The sequence below is a fragment of the Bradyrhizobium sp. Arg237L genome (assembly GCF_029990105.1).
In the GTDB taxonomy this organism is placed as follows: Bacteria; Pseudomonadota; Alphaproteobacteria; order Rhizobiales; family Xanthobacteraceae; genus Bradyrhizobium.
In genome coordinates this window covers 113,054-132,026 of the sequence record NZ_JAQMIL010000013.1, presented here as the reverse complement: position 1 = coordinate 132,026, position 18,973 = coordinate 113,054, and the positions used below count along the sequence as shown (strand labels likewise).

16 protein-coding genes and 1 pseudogene are annotated in these 18,973 nt (G+C 61.1%); 7 read left to right on the top strand and 10 right to left on the bottom strand.

Going from position 1 to position 18,973, the window contains the following annotated elements; genetic code table 11:
• Nucleotides 1-80 precede the first annotated feature (80 nt).
• The 5 genes from OZ411_RS10845 (at nt 81) to OZ411_RS10825 (ending at nt 5,616) form a co-directional block, all read left to right on the top strand.
• Nucleotides 81-1,043 carry a tripartite tricarboxylate transporter substrate binding protein gene (locus tag OZ411_RS10845; protein ID WP_282527916.1) on the top strand — a complete coding sequence of 321 codons (963 nt, stop codon included), beginning with the start codon at nt 81-83 and terminating at the stop codon, nt 1,041-1,043.
• A gap of 20 nt (nt 1,044-1,063) precedes the next feature.
• Nucleotides 1,064-1,534, top strand: a complete 471-nt coding sequence (locus OZ411_RS10840) for a (2Fe-2S)-binding protein (protein ID WP_282527927.1) — start codon at nt 1,064-1,066, stop codon at nt 1,532-1,534.
• Nucleotides 1,531-3,672, top strand: coding sequence for a molybdopterin cofactor-binding domain-containing protein (locus tag OZ411_RS10835; RefSeq protein WP_282527915.1), 2,142 nt, complete (start codon nt 1,531-1,533; stop codon nt 3,670-3,672). Before OZ411_RS10840 ends, OZ411_RS10835 begins: the two co-directional genes overlap by 4 nt.
• Entirely contained in the window at nt 3,669-4,379 is a 711-nt protein-coding gene (locus OZ411_RS10830) for a substrate-binding domain-containing protein (RefSeq protein ID WP_282527914.1), read from the top strand. Before OZ411_RS10835 ends, OZ411_RS10830 begins: the two co-directional genes overlap by 4 nt.
• A 559-nt stretch (nt 4,380-4,938) precedes the next feature.
• Nucleotides 4,939-5,616: a transglycosylase SLT domain-containing protein gene (locus OZ411_RS10825; protein ID WP_282527926.1), complete on the top strand. Its 678-nt coding sequence runs from the start codon at nt 4,939-4,941 to the stop codon at nt 5,614-5,616.
• Nucleotides 5,617-6,191: 575 nt separating this feature from the next.
• On the opposite strand, the gene OZ411_RS10820 is transcribed toward OZ411_RS10825, so the two are convergent.
• The 4 genes and pseudogenes from OZ411_RS10820 to OZ411_RS10805 all read right to left on the bottom strand — a co-directional run bounded on the left by OZ411_RS10820 (nt 6,192) and on the right by OZ411_RS10805 (nt 9,277).
• Complete coding sequence (locus OZ411_RS10820; protein WP_282527913.1) at nt 6,192-7,622, bottom strand: pyridoxal-dependent decarboxylase; 1,431 nt, start codon at nt 7,620-7,622, stop codon at nt 6,192-6,194.
• Between the two features lie 204 nt (nt 7,623-7,826).
• A pseudogene (gene opgC / locus OZ411_RS10815) lies at nt 7,827-8,221 on the bottom strand (OpgC domain-containing protein); the annotation flags it as partial.
• A gap of 73 nt (nt 8,222-8,294) precedes the next feature.
• Nucleotides 8,295-8,483 (bottom strand): hypothetical protein, encoded by a 189-nt coding sequence (locus OZ411_RS10810; protein ID WP_282527912.1) that lies wholly within the window; start codon nt 8,481-8,483, stop codon nt 8,295-8,297.
• A 497-nt stretch (nt 8,484-8,980) separates the two neighbouring features.
• A complete protein-coding gene (locus tag OZ411_RS10805; protein ID WP_130224561.1) occupies nt 8,981-9,277 on the bottom strand; it encodes an HU family DNA-binding protein in 297 nt (98 codons plus the stop codon).
• A 418-nt stretch (nt 9,278-9,695) separates the two neighbouring features.
• Here OZ411_RS10805 and OZ411_RS10800 point away from each other — a divergent pair, with 418 nt between their 5' ends.
• Together OZ411_RS10800 and bluB are read left to right on the top strand one after the other, a co-directional pair.
• Nucleotides 9,696-10,682 (top strand): LLM class flavin-dependent oxidoreductase, encoded by a 987-nt coding sequence (locus OZ411_RS10800; protein ID WP_282527911.1) that lies wholly within the window; start codon nt 9,696-9,698, stop codon nt 10,680-10,682.
• Between the two features lie 533 nt (nt 10,683-11,215).
• Nucleotides 11,216-11,848 (top strand): 5,6-dimethylbenzimidazole synthase, encoded by a 633-nt coding sequence (bluB, locus tag OZ411_RS10795; RefSeq protein WP_130582549.1) that lies wholly within the window; start codon nt 11,216-11,218, stop codon nt 11,846-11,848.
• A gap of 136 nt (nt 11,849-11,984) precedes the next feature.
• Here bluB and OZ411_RS10790 read toward each other — a convergent pair whose 3' ends face one another.
• From OZ411_RS10790 to OZ411_RS10765, 6 genes are all read right to left on the bottom strand, one after another.
• A complete protein-coding gene (locus OZ411_RS10790; protein WP_130582548.1) occupies nt 11,985-12,917 on the bottom strand; it encodes a sugar-binding protein in 933 nt (310 codons plus the stop codon).
• Between the two features lie 94 nt (nt 12,918-13,011).
• Nucleotides 13,012-14,097: an ABC transporter permease gene (locus OZ411_RS10785; protein ID WP_282527910.1), complete on the bottom strand. Its 1,086-nt coding sequence runs from the start codon at nt 14,095-14,097 to the stop codon at nt 13,012-13,014.
• On the bottom strand, nt 14,097-14,861 hold the full coding sequence (locus tag OZ411_RS10780; RefSeq protein WP_282527909.1) for an ATP-binding cassette domain-containing protein: 765 nt from the start codon (nt 14,859-14,861) through the stop codon (nt 14,097-14,099). The genes OZ411_RS10785 and OZ411_RS10780 overlap by 1 nt, the downstream gene beginning before the upstream one ends.
• Nucleotides 14,862-16,214 (bottom strand): carbohydrate porin, encoded by a 1,353-nt coding sequence (locus OZ411_RS10775; protein WP_282527908.1) that lies wholly within the window; start codon nt 16,212-16,214, stop codon nt 14,862-14,864.
• A gap of 158 nt (nt 16,215-16,372) precedes the next feature.
• The gene (locus OZ411_RS10770; protein ID WP_282527907.1) at nt 16,373-17,434 is read right to left on the bottom strand and encodes an ABC transporter permease; all 1,062 of its coding nucleotides are present in this window, start codon (nt 17,432-17,434) and stop codon (nt 16,373-16,375) included.
• On the bottom strand, nt 17,431-18,957 hold the full coding sequence (locus tag OZ411_RS10765) for a sugar ABC transporter ATP-binding protein (protein WP_130582544.1): 1,527 nt from the start codon (nt 18,955-18,957) through the stop codon (nt 17,431-17,433). Before OZ411_RS10765 ends, OZ411_RS10770 begins: the two co-directional genes overlap by 4 nt.
• Nucleotides 18,958-18,973: the final 16 nt, after the last annotated feature.

Here is an 18,973-nt window from a genome sequence, read left to right as displayed (position 1 = left end):
GCCGTCCGGAGTCTGTCGTCGACAGCGACTTCGCACCGCAGCTAAACTTCCCAGCAAAGAACAATATTTTGGGGAGAGAAATGATGAGCCCGAGATTCGTACTGGCGCTGGCCGCCCTTCTGCTGGCGGGCTCCTCGTCAGTTGCGCAGGACTATCCCTCCCGGCTGGTCCGGATCATCGTTCCGTTCGGCGCCGGCGGGCCCGCCGATGTCACTGCCCGTCAGATCGGCAACATCCTGCAGGAAAATTTTGGCCAGCCTTTTGTGGTCGAGAACCGCACCGGCGCCGGGGGCGTGATCGGCACGCAGGAGGCCGCCATGGCGTCGCCCGATGGTTACACGCTGTTGATGATGTCGAACACGCAAACCGCCAACGAATCGCTGGTGCCGCAGCGCAAATATGAGCTGATGCGCGATCTTGTCTCGATCGCTCCGGTCAACTACTCCGACCTCGTGATCGTCGTGCACCCTTCCGTACCGGCGAAGACGCTGCAGGAATTCATCGCGCTTGCTAAAGCCCAGCCGGGAAAATTGAACTACGCCTCCTCCGGCCAGGGCACGCCGTACCACATGGCGGGCGAACTGTTCAAAGCGATGGCGGGGATCGACGTCGTGCATGTGCCCTACCGCAACAGCGGCGAGGCGCGAAGCGGTGTGATCGGGGGCCAGGTGCAGATGATGATCGACGCCGTGCCCGCGATGGCGCCCAATGTCAGGGAAAACCAGGTGCGGGCGCTGGCGACGACTGGCCAGGCGCGCTCAGCCGTCTTGCCTGACGTACCCACCGTGATCGAGGCCGGCATTTCCGGCTATGAGGCAACGATTTGGCTCGGATTGATGGCGCCGGCGAGAACGCCGAAGCCCGTCATCGACAAGATCAATGCCGCGGTGAACGTGGCAGTGAAGCGGCCAGATATCGTGAAACTCTGGGGAGCGCAGGGAGCAGTGCCGATGTCGATGTCGCCGGAAGAATTCGACAAATTTTTGCGCGGCGATATTGTGAAATGGGCCGGCGTGGTCAAGAAGTTCGAGAAGACGCAATAGCTCACCTGGGCCGATCCAACATGCCGCACGTTCGGTTTCGCCTCAATGGCGTCGAAATGGATGTAGCCACCGATCCTGATCGTTCGCTGCTGGACATCCTGCGCGGCAAACTCGGCATGATCGGGCCGCATTTCGGCTGCGGCGCCGGAGAGTGCGGCGCCTGCAATGTCATTGTCGGTGATCGCGCCATGAGTTCCTGCGATATGCCGCTGTGGTCGGTGGCAAATAAGGACATCACGACGCCAGAGGGATTAGGGAGCGCCAACGCTCCGCATCCGCTGCAGCGCGCTTTCATCGCGGAACAGGCGTTGCAATGCGGCTACTGTGTTTCGGGCATTCTCATGAGCGCCGCGGCGTTGTTAAAGCGGAATCCAGCACCTTCCAGGGACGAGGTGAAGGAGGCGCTGGACCGCAACCTCTGCCGCTGTGGGTCGCACAACCGGATGGTACGGGCGGTGCTGCGCGCAGCAGCGGAAATGGCGGCGCCATGAGCCGGCCTCCGCCCTCCCCGTCTGCAGCAACGCTACCGGTCAGCCTTGCGGCTAACCCAACATTGTCATCTTGGCTGGAATTCTCAGCCGAAGGACACGTGACGGTCTGGCCGGGGAAGGTGGAAATCGGACAGGGCATTGTTACCGCGCTCGCGCAAATCGCCGCCGATGAACTTGACATCGATATCGCGCGCATCCGGATGGTCCGCGCTTCGACCGCGGCAAGCCCGAACGAAGGCGTCACCTCCGGCAGTCTTTCGGTCCAACAATCGGGCCGCGCGCTGCGATACGTCTGTGCAGAAGTCCGACAAATCTTTCTTGAGCTTGCCGCCGATCGCCTCGGTGTCAAGAAGACCTCCCTCTCGGTTGAGGACGGAAGCATCTCCGGTCCCGGCAATGTCAGGACGAGCTATTGGGAACTCGCCGACGATGTCGAGCTTGAGCGAGACGCGACACCGGGGATCGCGCCGAAACTGGCAACCGAGCGCCGGTTGGCGGGAGATTCCGTCCACAGGATCGATATTCCCGACAAGGTCTTTGCGCGGCCACGCTTCATCCAGGACTGGAGCCTGCCGGCCACGCTGCACGGCCGCGTGCTGCGGCCGGAAAATTCGCGCGCAAGGCTGATTGAGCTGAATGAAGATGGGGCGCGCGCCGTCGCTGGCCTGGTTGCGATCGTGCGCGACGGCAGTTTCGCTGGGGTCGTCAGCGAAACGGAGAATGGCGCGGAGGCTGTGCTCAGTGAGCTGCGCAAGAGCGCGACATGGTCTGAGGGCGAGATATTGCCTGACGAGAACGACCTGGCCGCGTTCCTGAAGAGCCAACCGCTGGAATCGGTTGTGATCAGCACGAGGGCGGCTTCAACGCCAGGCGATGGCAAGCGCACAATCCGGCGGCAATATACCCGTCCCTATATTGCCCACGCTTCGATTGCGCCATCTTGCGCGATGGCGCAATGGAGTGGCGACAAGGTCCATGTCTGGACTCATAGCCAGGGAGTCTATCTTCTGCGCACGGACCTCGCGCTGCTGCTCAAGCTACCGGCCGAGAACATCACGGTCGAGCATCTCGAAGGCGCCGGCTGCTATGGCCACAACGCAGCCGATGACGTCGCCCTCGATGCCGTATTGTTGGCGAAGGTCGCCGGTGGCCGGCCAGTACGGGTGCAATGGTCGCGCGCCGACGAGATGTCGCAGGCGCCGTTCGGTGCGGCCATGGCGATCGAGATTGCAGCCGATCTCGACGCTGGGGGTGAGATCCTCCACTGGCATCATCAGGTCTGGAGCAACGGCCATGCGGCACGACCGGGGCGCGCGGCGCAGCCGGCGCTGCTTGCCGGGTTCGAGCTGGCGAATCCGTTCCCGCGGATGATTTCGACCAATCCGCCACAGGCCAATGGTGGTGGCGCCGACCGCAATGCCGTTCCGCTGTATGATTTCCCGTCATGGCAGGTCGAGAGTCACCGTCTGCTGACGATGCCGGTGCGCACCTCGGCGCTACGCACGCTGGGCGCCCAGGGCAACGTGTTTGCCATCGAGTCCTTTCTCGACGAGATCGCGGCCGAGCGCCGCGAGGATCCGGTCGCGTTCCGGCTGCGCCTTCTGAGCGACGACCGCGCCAGAGACGTCATCCGCGCCGCTGCCGAACGCGCGAAGTGGAAGCCGGCGCAGCGACCCGGCATCGGCCATGGCATCGGCTTTGCTCGCTACAAGAATATGGGTGCGTACTGCGCTGCCGTGGCCGAAGTAGAGGGCGACAAGGACATTCGCGTCAGAAAGCTGACTCTCGCAGTCGATGTCGGGGAGGCGATCAGTCCTGATGGAGTCATCAACCAGATCGAGGGCGGCGCCATCCAGGCCACCAGCTGGGTGCTGAAGGAGCGCGTCCGCTTCGACCGGCAACGCATCACCAGCACCACATGGTCGGACTACCCGATCCTGCGCTTCAGCGAGGTGCCGGAGGTCGAAGTCGAACTCATCCAGCGCCCGGAATTAGATCCCGTTGGTGCGGGCGAAGCTGCACACGGTCCCGTGACCGCAGCGATAGCCAATGCAGTTTTTGATTGCCTCGGCGTGCGGATACGCGATCTTCCCATCACGCGCGAGCGGTTGATCGCCGCGATGGAATTGACACCATGAACACGTTGCGCGTTTTGAGCGGCGGGGCGGCGCAGGGACTCGTCAAGAACCTTGCGCCAGCTTTCACGGCTGCTACGGGCTTGCGGATCGAGGGCGAATTTGGCGCGGTCGGGGCCATGGCGGAAAAGCTGCGCAAAGGCACCGCTGCCGATGTCATCATCCTCACATCGGCACTCGTCGCAACACTTGCAGCGGAGAAGCTGGTCTCATCGGCCTCCGTCAGAGATATCGGCCTGGTCGAGACCGCGCTTGCGGTCCGCGCAGGAGATCCGCTGGTCGCCGCGAAGGATGCAGCAAGCCTGCGCGAGGCGCTGCGGGCAGCGGATGCAATCTTTGTCCCGGACACCAAGGCATCGACCGCGGGAATTCACGTCGCGAAAGTCCTGGAGCAGCTCGGCATTGCCAGGGAGGTGGAGAAACGCTTGCGCATCTTTCCGAATGGTGCAACCGCCATGCGTCATCTCGCCGAGTCGGACGCGCGGCGGCCGATCGGTTGCACACAGTCGACCGAGATCATTGCGACCAACGGCGTCGCCCTGTCCGGTTCGTTACCCCCAGGGTGCGCTCTGGCGACCCTGTACACTGCCGCCGTCACGACGCGCACTTCGGCCGCGCCGGCGGCAGAGGGGCTAATCGATCTTTTGACGGCAGCTCAGGCCGGAGAGGCAAGAGCCCGCGCGGGCTTCGTTCCTTCGCGATCCATGTAGAGGCAATTCGAGCGCCGTATCGGAAACCGGATTGATACCTCAACTACCGGCGTCGCACGTAGGTGCCGGCATCCGCGCCCCCACTGTCGCCGGCCGGACCGGTGCGCGCGGCCGTCGACGCGGCTGCAGGACGCAGTGTCGAGGGCCCTTCCCCCTGAGACGAGGAAGGCCCGCGGCAGGCCCACGGCACAATGATGTCCCAACTGCGCCTTCTAAGCGAAGTCCCGCCAATTTTTTCACGAAACACACCCGGCCTTAACGCTCCACGTTAGATCATTGAGCGTGCGCAACAATGTCTACCCAACTCTCCGTGATGGGTTTCGCTCGCGCTCAACCCGCCCTATCAACTGTCGCTTGTCGATTCTGAACAGGTCAATATAACGGACCGACGATTCCTGTGTCCTCGCCGCGCACTGTCAGATCCTCTTCTCGTAGGACGCACGTCAGGAGAAGCTGGACCAGCTTCCTCCCTCGCCTTCGCCGCTGGCATGGCACGCGTTGGGTACGAGAGAAGCTCACGACAGCACCGCGGGCGGTTGCGGTCGTTGGCGTTGTCGCGATCCTCCTCGCGGCATTCTCTCTGATGAACCTCGTCTACCACGTGGTCCGTAAGCCGACCGAGTTGTTCTTCCTCGTTGGCGGCGCACTCGACAAGAAGCCGAGTGAAACGTGGCGGCAGTACGGACCGCTCTTTCGCGTCTATTCGACCAGCACGATTACGCCCGAATTGTTAGCCGCGTTGGCGCAAGTCGAGAGCACCGGCAACCCGGTGGCGCGCACCTACTGGCGCTGGCAACTCAACTGGAATCCTCTCGCAGTCTACCGACCGGCCTCGAGCGCCGTCGGCCTATATCAGATGACCGATGCAGCTTTCGCCGAGGCTGCCCGGTCCTGTATCCGCAAGAATGCGGTCGTCGATGCCGACTGCGGATTCACCAGCCTATATATTCGCGCGCTTCCGAGCCATGCCATCGAACTGGCGGCCGTGTATTTGGACCGCAATGTCGCGGCGGTTCTCGCCCGCGCGACAGATGCGACGGCAACCCCGCAGCAGAAGCAGGATCTGGCCGCATTCATCCATCTCTGCGGCGCCGGTCCGGCGGGGGCTTTCGTACGCCGTGGTTTTCTAACGATGGCTGGCGAGCGCTGCGGCGATCACCTTGTCGCGGCCTATCTCGCCAGGGTCAATGCGATGAAGCGCCAGTTCCTGCGCTTTGCTGCCGACGGCCGGAATTAGGGCCGCCCCCGGTTACCCGTTAATTTCCCTTAGGCCCGGGCGGGCCCATCGGTCCTGCGGGGCCCGGAGGACCCGCCGGCCCGGGCGGTCCGGCAGGACCGGGAAGGCCGCAGTTTTGTATCACCACTTCTCTCGTATCCGGCCCGGAGGTGATCTTGACAATGCAAGTGGAGGGAAACTCTGGTCCAATCCACCTAAACCCTCCAGTCGAAGTGCTCTCGACCTGCACTGTTTTATTTGGGCTAATCCTAATCTCCACGCTGGGCTCGCGCGGTCGCCTAACCCTTCCTACGATTACTAACTCGCCCCACGATATGGTGGCAGTCGTGATCAATATCTCTGCATATGCATTTCCATCCCATGTGGTCACACAGACAGTTATGACAGCCAGGACGGTGCCGATGAACCTTGCGAGCATGACGGGCTTTCCCTCGCGCATCCTGTCATAATCCGAAATTCATCACCAAGAATAAGAACGCGACTACGCGAGAAGATGTTAACAGGCGGGTTCAGGATAGGAAACGAAATCTGTCATGGCGGCCAGGAAGCGATGTCGAACCCTGCGTCCGTGGAACTTAAGCTGATGCTGCTCGCGCACTCACTTGTCGAGCAATTTCGATGATCACGTCGAATGCGGCATCCGCATCGGCTTCTGTCATATCGAATGAACCCGCCTGAAATCGGATGACGAACTGCCCATCGACTTTGGTCTGCGTGAGATAGATCCGTCCGTCGTTGTTGATCGCATTGATCAGTCGAAGGTTGTGTTCATCAAGGTCGGCAACGTTCTTCGGTTCATGGCGAAACGAGAACAATGAGAGTATGGGCCTGGTTGTCACGCGAAAATCGACTGTCTGTGTCAGCCGCGCGGCCAGCGCCTCCGACCAGCGCACATGATTGCGGATCATGTTGCGCAACCCATCTAGCCCATAGGCCCGCAGCAAGAACCAGATCTTCAAGGCACGGAAGCGGCGGCCAAGCGGTATGCTCCATTCTGAGTAATTGATGATGCCGTCATGGCCGTGCGTCTTGAGGAATTCTGGGTGAATGGCCAGAGTTCGCACCAGGCTTTCGGGATCGCGCAGAAAATGCGCGGAACAATCGAATTGCGCGCCAAGCCATTTATGGGGATTGAGAACCAGAGAGTCGGCCAGCGCGACTCCTTCCCACAGATGGCGAAACTCTGGGCAGATCATCGCGGACCCGGCCCACGCCGCATCGACGTGAACGTAGAGATCGTGTCGTCTCGCGACTTCACAGATCCCTGCGACATTGTCAGTTCCGCCTACGCTGGTGCCTCCGACACTGGCGACAATGCCCGCGGGTAGAAAACCAGCTTGTTGGTCCGAGACGATCGCAGCGTCCAATGCTGCGACATCGAGGCCGCGCATTTCGCCAAGGACCGGAATGCGCACGAGATTGTCTTCGCCAATTCCCGAAATCCAGATGGCGCGATCGATCGAGGTGTGCACCTGATCCGAACTATAGATCCGCAATCGCGGTTGACCCGACAGTCCCTGCCTGTTGCCTGACCATTTCAGTGCGCGCTCGCGCATGACGAGAACTGCCGCCAGCGTTGCCGATGATGCGGAGTCCTGGATGACACCCTTGAAGCCTTCAGGCAGACCGAGCGCCCGGCGCAGCCAGTCCAGAACACGAGTCTCTAACTCGGTTGCAGATGGCGAGGTTTGCCAAAGCATGCATTGGGCGGCGATCGCCGACACAAATTGCTCGGCGATCACTGAAGCGGGGGCTGCATTGGCCGGGAAATAGGCGAAGAACCGCGGATGCTGCCAATGGGTGATACCCGGCATGACGATCCTTTCGAAGTCCGCAAAAATGGCGTCCATCGCTTCCGGCAATTCGGGCGCGCTTGGAGGAATGGCATTGAAAGTGGCTCCGGGCATTGTCTGAGCCCGGACGGGACGATTGCGCAGACCTCGGCGATAATTCACGCCCCAATCAGCGGCCTTATGGCTCCAAACGCGAAACTCATCGTCATCCATCGGAGCCTCCTTATCGGCCGTTTGCTCTATCGAAGTGCCGAATCCTGGCCAAAGTTCGATCCCGTGCTCTTTCGGACGCGTTTTTAGCTGCGTCAGCCGGTTTGCGGCGGACAGCTATAGCGGCTCCCTACTTGGCCGGCTGGCCGCCACGAACCGCCGACCATTCCACACAAACGACCAGCGGGCCGCGCCAATGAAGACCTCGAGGCCGTGCTTGAGGAACTCGATCGGTTGCGCAATTAATAGTCGGACGTTGAATTCATCAAGCAGATGCACATGATTGTACCGTTCCGCGATGTAGGCGATGGCGACGACATAGAAAACGAACAGCAGGATATGCGCGACGTAGATCTGCCAGACTAGCGCCAGGATGCCGACCGCGGCCACAAGGAAGCCTTTGGCCGCCATCGTTCGGGAGTAGACGAGCGCGACCGTGTAGCCAGATATGAAGACAAACAGGTCCGCGGCGTCGCTGAACCCATAGTTCTTCATCGTGATCCATGCGACCGCGTTGTTTGGAATGTGGTCGAGGAAGATCGCCCAATTCGCCAATCCGCGAGGTCCAATCTCAGATCTCGGCCTGTTCCGTTCGCTGCCACCGTTGCGTTCCTGTCTTCCACGCTGGAGCGTCGCGATCGCGGCACTCCGATTAGAAGATTCAATTGCGAAAGCTCAATTCTTGAACTTCGCCTGCCCGGTGTTTCCGTCTGCTCCCTCGAGGGTGATGCCGATCGTCGAGCCGGGTGCGATGTCCTTCTCTACGGCCGGCCCACCTACGTCCCTCCCCGCGTCGGTTGGGGCCACCACCGTCCTCACCATCACCACCGTTCTCGCCACCACCATCACTAGGATCCGAGCCACAGTGACGGTGCTTCACGAGGTAATCGTCGCCTAAGCTTTCGTATCTACCTTCGTCGCGTTGGTCCGTCATCATCGTGCATTCCGACCGGCCTCACGGCCAGGACGTAAACGCTACTTTGGCGAGCGGCTGCGGCCACCTTCGCATGGGTTTGTCGATGACATCGACAAGCCCATGGTAGGACTGCCCGACGGAATAGAGCGTTCATAGAAGACGGAGTGCGGGCGTCCTAGCTGTGGTTGGCTTCTCGCCGTACCGCGATGCCCCTGCGGCGTGACGGCTCGCGCTGTCCAAGAACACCGGCCTGGGACCGGGTGTAACCGCGGATGGTTTCGACCATGGCAGCGCGCTCGTGGATGCATTCTGCGTCCTGCGCGCTCGCTTCTCGCGGACCTACAATCATGGAAATCACCAACAGCAGCAAGCAGGCGCCGCTTCCCGTGTGATGGAATTACCCACAGTTCAGGCGAACGAACAGGCCTCAACCAACCCATCCGCTTCAAACAGCGTCTTTAGCCGCCTTCAGAGGTGAGGCCTTGACCGACCTGCTGGCTGGCTTGGCCGCGAACTCCATAGGCTCTTTCGTGAAAGGATTTACACCGCTGCGGGCTTCGGTAGCAGGCTTGTTTACGACTGACATCTTGACGAAGCCGGGAATGACGAACTCGCCGCATTCATTCAGTTCCTTATAGCCTACAGTCGCCATCTGCTCGATGACGGCCTTTACGTCTCCTTTGGAAACCTGCGTTCCTTCTGCAATTGCATCAATCAACTGATTCTTGGTCATCTTGGCCATGATGGATTCCTTTGTGGAGGCTCAGAACAGTTTTGAAACGCATGAGCTACCCGGGCTACGTCACTCTGATTAAAGGGCGACAAGCCACGGGTTCGCTTCTCGTTCGTACCTGTGATCGTGAAGTCACCGGGCTTAAAACCTATCAAGACCTAAAACGCAAGGAGCAGTTCGGCGTATGTTCTTTATACCTAGCACCATCTCCCAGAAGCGGTCGTTGGCGCAGAGACGCGCCCGGTGCTGATTGCAGTCGGCGCTGTTGGTCAATCGCGGACCGGATTCACCAGAATTGACCCACGCGGAGACAGTGCCCATATGGGGTACAAGAATCGAATGAAGCCTGCCGTTTCGGACAAGCTTGGACGCGGCCAAGTATCTCTGGCAGCCTCATTCACACAGAAGGTTTCGTTCGGGAGTTCCTATGACGACACTGTCTATCCTCGATCTCGTCCGCGTCACCGAAGACACCGATGCCCGCGGCGCGCTCGATAACGCCCGCGATATCGCGGTCCATGCCGAGGCTTGGGGCTATCGCCGCATTTGGGTGGCGGAGCATCACAACATGCCGGGCATCGCGAGCGCCGCGACGTCGGTTGTGATCGGTCATATCGCAGCCGGAACAAAAACGATCCGCGTCGGCGCGGGCGGCATCATGCTCCCCAACCATGCCCCCTACGTCATCGCCGAGCAGTTCGGGACGCTGGCGCGCCTGTTTCCGGGCCGCATTGATCTCGGGCTGGGCCGTGCACCGGGGACCGACCAGCTTACACTGCGCGCGTTGCGCCGTACGCCCGAAGCGGCCGAAAACTTCCCGCAGGACGTTCTCGAAGTGCAGGCCTTTCTGGCTCCAGCCGGTCCCAATCAGCGCATCCAGGCGGTGCCGGCGGCGGGAACGGAAGTGCCGTTGTGGATTCTCGGATCGAGTAATTTTGGCGCGATGCTGGCAGCAGAACTCGGGCTTCCCTATGCCTTCGCCTCGCATTTCGCTCCTGACCTGCTGATCCCCGCGCTGCAGATCTACCGCAGCCGCTTCAAACCGTCCGAGCAACTTGACCGTCCCTACGCGATGGTAGGCGTCAACATCATCGCCGCCGGCAGCGATGACGAAGCGCGCAGGCTGGCGACGACCCAGCAGATGTCCTTCACGAACATCTTCCGCGGCGCGCGGGGCCTGAGCCAGCCGCCGATCGACGATATTGAGAGCTATTGGTCGCCTGCGGAAAAAGCGCAGGCGATGAGCATGCTCGCGCGCTCCATCGTCGGCTCGCCCGATACGGTTCGTTCGGGCATCGATGCGCTCGTTGCGGAAACAGCCGCCGACGAACTCATGATCGTGTCCGATGTCTACGATCACGCAGCTCGGCTGCGCTCCTTCGAACTCATCGCCGGCACCGCAGGTATTGCCTGAGAACTTTGTCCTCTTCGCAGCGCGCAACGTCCAGGAATTTTCCGGATCTCCGCTTTGCGCCCCAGTTGCGGTCATTTCAAAACCACTCATTCCACGAATTGCTTCCTCGCAAAGTTCGGCTTGCAATTCGTAGCTACCCTGGAGATCGCTGGCCTCCCGCTGAGACCGCAGCGCGTTCAGTTCAGCCGGTTGACGTTGGTTGTTGCTGGATTTTCTTTGATCTCTCAGTGCACACGTCGTGCACACGCAGGGCTCTAACCGATTGAGATTCTTGAAACTCTCGCTCCATTCCATCATGGGCGCCACAGAAAAGCGATAGTCTTGCGATTTCAATGATTTACCCTATGCTCTCAACAGGATGAAACACGAACCTGTGCACTCCAAACTAGCCGAAACTGCCCACGTTTGTACCCGTTTTTGACCTCTCGGAACGCGACAAATTTGGGGGACAGATTGGGCGCGTTCGAACAGATCGGCGAAATCGCCGTGCTGCTGATCCCGCATCATTATTCGATTCAGAACCGTGAGCCCTGATGGTTTCCTTCGACGAATCCTTTCGCCGGCAACTGCGCGAGCTGTTCGTGTGGCGCCGCGACGTCCGGCGGTTTCGTCCTGATCCGCTTCCGAGCGACGCCATCGAGCGGCTCATTGAGATCGCCTGCCTTTCCCCTTCGGTCGGCCTGAGCCAGCCTTGGCGGTTCGTCATTGTCGAGGACAAGACGAGACGCCGGGCCGTGATCGAAGACTTCAAGACCTGCAATGCTGATGCCTTGCAGGCCTATTCGGGCGAACGCGCGGCCCGATATGCAGCCCTCAAGCTCTCAGGCCTCGAACAGGCGCCGGGACACTTGGCCGTGTTCGCGGAAACGGCAGGCGACATGGGTCATGGCCTCGGGCGTGCAACCATGCCGGAAACGGTCGAATATTCCGTGGTCGCGGCGATCTGCTCGATGTGGCTCGCCGCGCGTGCGGAGGGCATCGGGGTTGGCTGGGTATCGATCCTGAACCCAGCCAGCATCCACGAGATTCTTGAAGTACCGGACTCCTGGAAATTCATTGGCTACTTGTGCGTCGGGTACCCCGAGGCAGAGTTCGATCGACCAGAACTTGAGCAGGCCAATTGGGAATATCGGCGAGCATCGAAGGACTTTGCGATTCGACGCTAGAGCGTGATGACTTTTCTTCGAATCGTCATCCCGCTCTAGCTTTTTGTTAGAGCATGATCTTTTTCGGAAAACCGGTCTCCACTTTTCCGGATCATGCTCTAGTCCGTTGCGCCGTAGAAATCCGGTCAAGACGTTCCTACTTCAACATCTTCGCGATGTTGTCCTTCGTCACAACGTCGAGACCAGTGTAGATGATCTCCGGCACCTTCTGGCCCTTCTTGATTGCAAGAAGAGTATCCATCGATTTCTCGCCCATCTCGAACGGACGCTGGCCGACCAGCGCATTGGCATAACCCTCGTTCAGAAGCTCGAGCTGCATCCTGAGGGTGTCGGCCACGACGAGCGTGAACTTGCCAGCGTCCATGTCCTTCTTGCTCTTGCTGGCGAACGCCTTGAAGCCTTCCGGCGCGAACATGGGCCATCCGCCGATCGGAATGATCGCCGCGAGGTCAGGAGTCGCGGTGCGCAGATCCGTCATCTGCTGCACGCCAAGCGCGGGGTCGTCGTTGCAGAAGGTCGGCGAGCCCGGGACTTCGGTCCACTTCGAACCTTTGAGCGCTTCGCGGACGCCATTGACGCGTTCGGCCAAATTCTCCGCACCCGGCCCGCCGGAGACCATTGCGTATTTGCCGCCATCGGGCCGGAGCTTCAGCAATTGCTTGCCAAGCGCGAGGCCGAACTCCTTGTTGTTGGTGCCGATGTAGGCAATCCGCTTCGAGCCCGGCGCGTCCGAGTCAAACGTGATGACGGAAATGCCGGCTGCCGTTGCCGCCTCGATCGACTTGGTCATCGCGGCAACATCGGCGACCGAGATGGCCAAGCCGTCCACCTTTTGGGTGATGAAATCCTGGATGATCTGGGCTTGCGTCGCCGGCTCGTGCTCGACAGGACCTTTATAGATGCATTCGATGTTGCCGAGCTCCTTGGCTCGTTTCTGGCAGCCGTCGCGCGCGAAATCGAAGAACGGATTGTTCATGGCCTTGGGCACGATCACGAATTTGTAGCTCTGAGCAAACGCCGGCGTCGCCATCATGGCGACGGCCATGCCGGCAAGAAGTACCTTCCTCATTGCTTCCCTCCACATTTTTTGTGCCTATCCCTTGAAATCAGCGGCTCCGGGAGGCGGATAGACGATCATTTCGTTATCCTCCCGGAGGAACTCTCTAGGCCATGCGCGATCGGATGCGATCGACCAGCACCGCCACGATGATGATCACGCCCACGAGGGCCTGCTGCCAATAGGAGTTGACCTGCGCGAGCACGAGCCCGTTGCGGATCACCTCGAGCAGCGCGCAGCCGACAATGGCCCCAAGCGGGCCGCCGACGCCGCCGGCGAGGTTGGCACCGCCGATGACGGCGGCCGCAATGATGTTGAGCTCGTAGGACGTCGCCATGTTTGCCGGCGCCGATCCGAGCCAGCCGGAGATGATGATGCCCTGCAGACCCGCCGCGAGCGCGCAGATCACATAGACCTCGACCTTCACCCGCACGACCGAAATGCCAGTCAGCGCGGCCGCCTTCTCATTGCCGCCGAGGGCAAAGACGTGACGGCCGAAACTGGTGTGATGCAGCACGACCGCCATCGCGACCGCGAGAACCACGAGATAGATGAACGGCGCGGGCATGCCGAACACAACGCCCGATGTCAGCGCATAGAAATAATCGGCGTCGGGGCCGCCGGGAAAACTGCCGCGGCCGTTGGAGACGACGTAGCCGAGGCCGCGCACGATCGAGAGCATGCCGAGCGTGGTGACGAAAGGCGATAGCCCAAGCACCGCGATGCAGAAGCCGTTGACGAGGCCGACGATCAGCGCGACGCCGAGCCCCGCCAGGAGCGAGACGAGCAGGATCAAACCCGGCACATTGGCGATCACGGTCTTGCCGTCGGCGGCCAAATGCACGAACCACTCCGCGGCAGGCGTGCCCGGCGTCGAGATGTGCGTCATGACCATCGAGGTGATCATCGCGGAAAAGCACATCATCGAGCCGACCGAGAGATCGATGCCGCCCGTGATAATGACGAAGGTCACGCCGAGCGTCGCGATGGCGATGAAGGAAAAATTCTTCGCCACATTCTGCATATTGCCTTCGGTGAAGAAATAGGGGCTCGCGAAGTTCATCACCACGAACAGCGCCACAAGCGCGAGCAGGACGTAACCGGTCTGCGAGGCAAAGATGCCGCTCTGCCACCATTTGGCCTTGCCGACATTGGTGAAGGTGATGATGGGAGATTCCGGGGGCGTGGCCATCACGCGGCCTCCTTCGCTCCCGTGATGAGGGAGGTGACTTCCTCGGGGCTGGTGTCGCCGATCGCCTTGTCGGCGCGCTTCTCGCCGCGGCGCATGACGACGACGCGGTCGCAGACCGCGAACACGTCGGGCATGCGGTGCGAGATCAGCACTACCGCGACGCCCTGCTCCTTCAGGCGATGGATCAGGCTTAAGACCTGCTCGACTTGGCGGACCGAGATCGCGGCCGTCGGCTCGTCCATCATCACGAGCTTGGCATTGGAGAGCCGCGTCCGCGCGATCGCCACCGCCTGACGCTGACCGCCCGACATCTGCTTGACGAGGTCGTGCGGACGGGTCTCCGACCGCAGCTCTCCGAACAATTCCAGCGCACGCGCCGCCATCGCCTTGTGATCGAGAAAGGCGAATGGACCAAATTTGCGTTTGAGCTCGCGGCCGAGGAAGACATTGGCTGCCGCCGTGAGATTATCGGCGAGCGCGAGGTCCTGGTAGACCACCTCGATTCCGACCGCGCGGGCATCGATCGGACGGGCGAAATGAACCGCCTTGCCGTCAAAGCGAATCTCGCCGTGACTCGACGGGAAATTGCCGGCGATGATCTTGACGAGTGTCGACTTGCCGGCGCCGTTGTCTCCCATCAAGCCAACCACCTCGCCGGGGAAGATGCGCATGTCGACCCCGTGCAGCGCGCGAATGGCACCGAACTCCTTGCCGATGCCTTTCAACTCCAAGACCGGCTGCCCGGCAACGTGAGGGGTTACCATTCAGAAGTGGACCTCGGTGCGCATACCAAGAACCCAGGCATTGTCGGTCTTCACACCGTCGGCATTATACCCGCGCCCGCCGGGATTGATCACATACTGGACGTCGAATTTGAGGTTCATCCAGCCGGTTGCCTGCCAACCGTACCAAGCTTCGATCGGAACTTCGTTACCGCCTGCATTCGGGCTGAGAGCGGCCGAGTTCACGTGGGTCGTGCCCACCGCGAAGCCGACTTCGTCCTGGGGGCGCGAGGCGAACGTTCCGGTGTGCTTGACGCCCCAGGCGATCTGGTAATCCTGGTACGACGTCCGGTGATCGGCGACGGTCGTATTGAGGAAGGTATACCAACCCAGCGCGCCGGGACCATCAACGGTCAACCGCTGCAGGATCGACTCATAAACGCCGAAGCGGCCTCTTTGATCTCCCAGATTTTGATCCGGAACACCGCCGACACCCGGGATGGTAACAATGATACCCGGGAGGCCACCATCAATCGTCGACTGACTGTCGTACCAGCCGCCCAATCTCCAGGTCCCGTACAGGGCACCGCTCGGGCTCCAGGTCAGCTCCATCGGCACGAATACACCCGAGACTGGTTTTGAGGAGGGGATGCCCGGCAAGAAGTACGTGCTGGGTTCTGAGGTCGTCAGATAATTCGGATTGGAGTCGTAGACGCCGACCGAAAACGTCCATTCCTTGGCGAAGTTGTAGTGGACGACACCGGCCCATTGGCTCACCGGCCAGTTGTAGATGTAGCCCCCCAGGATGTTGCCGGGCTGGCCGCCGCAGAAGGTCAGGTTGATGAACTCGCACAGACCGAAGAAGAAGTCGGAGCCGACCGGAAGACGGCCGCCCTTGAGTTCAAGCTGATCATCGAAAAGCTTCTGCGAGTAGTAGAGTTGGGTCAGGCGAAAGATATTGCCGCGGCCGAAAACTTCGTTGGTCAACTGCAAGGCCGGAATGCCTGCCTCGGTATTCAGGTTGTCGCCGAAACGCTGGACCAGCGTGAGGCCGACCGTGCCGCCCGGGATGCCGGCAAGCTTCGCCATATCGAGCTTGGCCCCGAACCACAGTTGTCCGGCGTTGGCCGCGGTGTTCCTGTTTCCGCCCGACAGGTTGCCGACGGATTCATTACCCAGCGTCAGGCCAATATCGATGCCCTGCTCCTTCAGCTTGGTCCTGCCGAGATCGCCAAACAGGTATGGCCTTGTCCAGAAATCATCCGCCGCGACATAAGGAAGAGGCGGAGCTTTCGTTGAAAAATCGGCCGCATGCGCTCCTCCGCTCAACAGAGACGACAAAGCAATCCCCACGCCGCACACACGTGCGGCGTTTACAGACCTATGCAAAAACATCTTCTGGTACTCCCAGCGTCCCCGGCTTTGCTTATTTTGTGTCACGTCCCCGCCCAAAGCCTCGCGCCTGGAACGTGCTCCCTTCCCAGCACACGCCGATTTTGGCTGCCGAAGAAGCGGCCATCTGGAGCGCCTGGTCGTGGTTCTCTATCGAACTGTCATGCCTGATCGCCCATACTCGTTGGCAACGCAGCCGCGCCGCGCGGTGATGCGCTTTGCTTTCCTTGCACAAGTGTCGATTTCGGCGCCGTACGGGCCAGGCCGGCCAGCACCATCTTGCGCCGCCGACGGCTCTGCAATTGCTGATCCGCCAGCACGCCGAGCAGAATCACCGTCCCCATCACTGCGAAGTTCAGGGAATTGGGAATGCCCAGGATGTTCACCAGGTTCTGCAGCACCTGCAGCAGCGCCGTCCCCAGCACGATACCGAGAATGGAGCCCTCGCCGCCGCGCAGGCTGCACCCACCCAGGACGGCAGCCGCGATCGCATAGAGTTCGTAGAAGTTGCCGAACGAACTTGGAGAGACTGAGTTGGTGTAGAACACAAACAACACGGTCGAAACCCCGGCGAGCCCGCCGCTGATGATGTAGGCGGTCGCGATCACGATATCCGTGTTGATACCGGAGAAGCGCGCCGCTTCCTCGTTTTTGCCCACGGCATAGAGCCAGCGCCCGTAGACCGAGCGGTGCAGTAGCACGCCGAGGATCAGCGCAAGGATGATCAGGAAGACGAAGGTGTTCGGGATGCCCGCGATATTGCCGGAGGCGATGTTGCTCAGTGTGCTGGCCTCGTCACCGTAGCCGAAGCCGCGTGTCGAATCGCTCGTATAGTAGCGGGCGGCGCCGCGATAGATCAGCAACCCGCACAGTGTCACGATGAAGGGCTGCATTTTCAGCCGTGTGATCAGGAAACCCTGGATGCCCCCTAGCGCCAGTCCGCCCAGCAGGACCAGCAGCAGCGCGAAGGGCCAATAAATCTGATAAGTCGTCAGAAGGTCGACGAATACGACGCCAAGCAGCGCGAACATCGAGCCGACCGAAAGGTCGATGCCTCCGGTGATGATCACAAGCCCCACGCCGAGCGCGAACACGCCGAACAGGCCGATCAGATTGGCCATATTCAGCAAGTTCACCAACGATAGGAAGGCCGGATTGATCGCGCCCGTGATCGCGGAGATCACCACCAGCAGCAGGCACAGGCCGAGTTCTTTCTTCATCATGGCGCAGCGGCTTCCATGGTTTCCAGCGCTTGGCCGACCGCCAGCCGCAACACGTTGTATTCGCTGAACTGCTCGCGCTCGAGCACGCCGCTGACACTCCCTTCATGCATCACCGCCACCCGGTCGGAGACGCCGATGACCTCCTCCATGTCCGAGGAGATCATCACGATCGCGACGCCCTGGTCGGCGAGGTCGCGCATCAGCACATAGATCTCGCTCTTGGCACCGACATCGATGCCACGGGTCGGCTCGTCGAAGAACATCACTCGCGGCTGCATGGAAAGCCACTTGCCCAGCACCACTTTTTGCTGGTTGCCGCCGGAGAGCGTCACGGCCTCCATATCGATGCTCGGCGCCTTTATGGACAGGCTCCTAACCTGTTCTTTCGCGACCTTGCGCTCGGCCGCGCCGTTTACCAGCCACATCTGCGCATAGTTCAGCAAGCTCGCGAGCGTCACGTTCTCGCGGATCGGCAGTTCAAGCACTAGCCCGGATTTCTTGCGGTCCTCCGGCACCAGATAGACCCCTTGCCTGATCGCATCCCGCGGCGACGCGACACCGACCGGCGCGTTGTCGATCCTGATCTCGCCACCCAGCAGCGGGTCAATGCCGAAGGCCGCGCGGGCGAGCGAGGTGCGGCCGGCGCCCACGAGCCCTGCCAGGCCGAGAATCTCGCCGCGCCGCACGGAAAGATTAATCTGCCGGTCGGGAAAGGCTGATGTCACCAGGCCGACGATGTCGCAGCCGCCCGGCTGCGACGGCCGTTTCGGCGGCGTATACAGCGCCTTCAGGTCGCGGCCGATCATCAGCCGGATCATTGCGGCATGGCTCAGCTCGTCCCGCGCCAGCTCCCCTACCGTGCGCCCGTCGCGCAGCACCACGACGCGGTCAGCGCAGGTCATGATCTCGCCCAGCCGGTGAGAGATAAAGATCACCGAGATGCCGTGCGCCTTCAGGTCGGCAATCACCTCCAGCAGCCGTTCTGTCTCCGAAATTGTCAGGCTGGAGGTCGGCTCGTCCATGATGATCACGCGGGCGTCAATCGAGAGCGCCTTGGCGATCTCCACCATCTGACGCTGCGCGATGGACAGGTCGTCGACCAGCGTGTTCGGCGTGAAATCGGCGCCCAGCCGCTCCAGCAGCGGCGTCACGCGGGCGCGCATCTCCGCGTTGTCCACCAGCTTCAGCGGGCCGCCAATAAGCTTCTCGCGCCCAATGAATACGTTGGCCGCGACGTCGAGATTCTCGAACAGGTTCAGTTCCTGGTGCACGAAGGCGACGCCGGCCCGCGTCGCCTCGCTCACCGTCATCCGGGCGTGGTCGTTGCCGCCGATGCGGATCACGCCCTCGCTCGGCGCGATCACGCCGCCCAGCACACGCATCAGCGTCGATTTGCCAGCGCCGTTCTCGCCGATCAGGCCCAGCACCTCGCCGCGGTACACGCGCAGGTTGACGTTGTCGAGGGCCCTGACACCGGGATAAGTCTTGCTGATCCCGGCAAGTTCAAGCAGCGTTTCCGCCATTTGGCGTTTCCTCCCG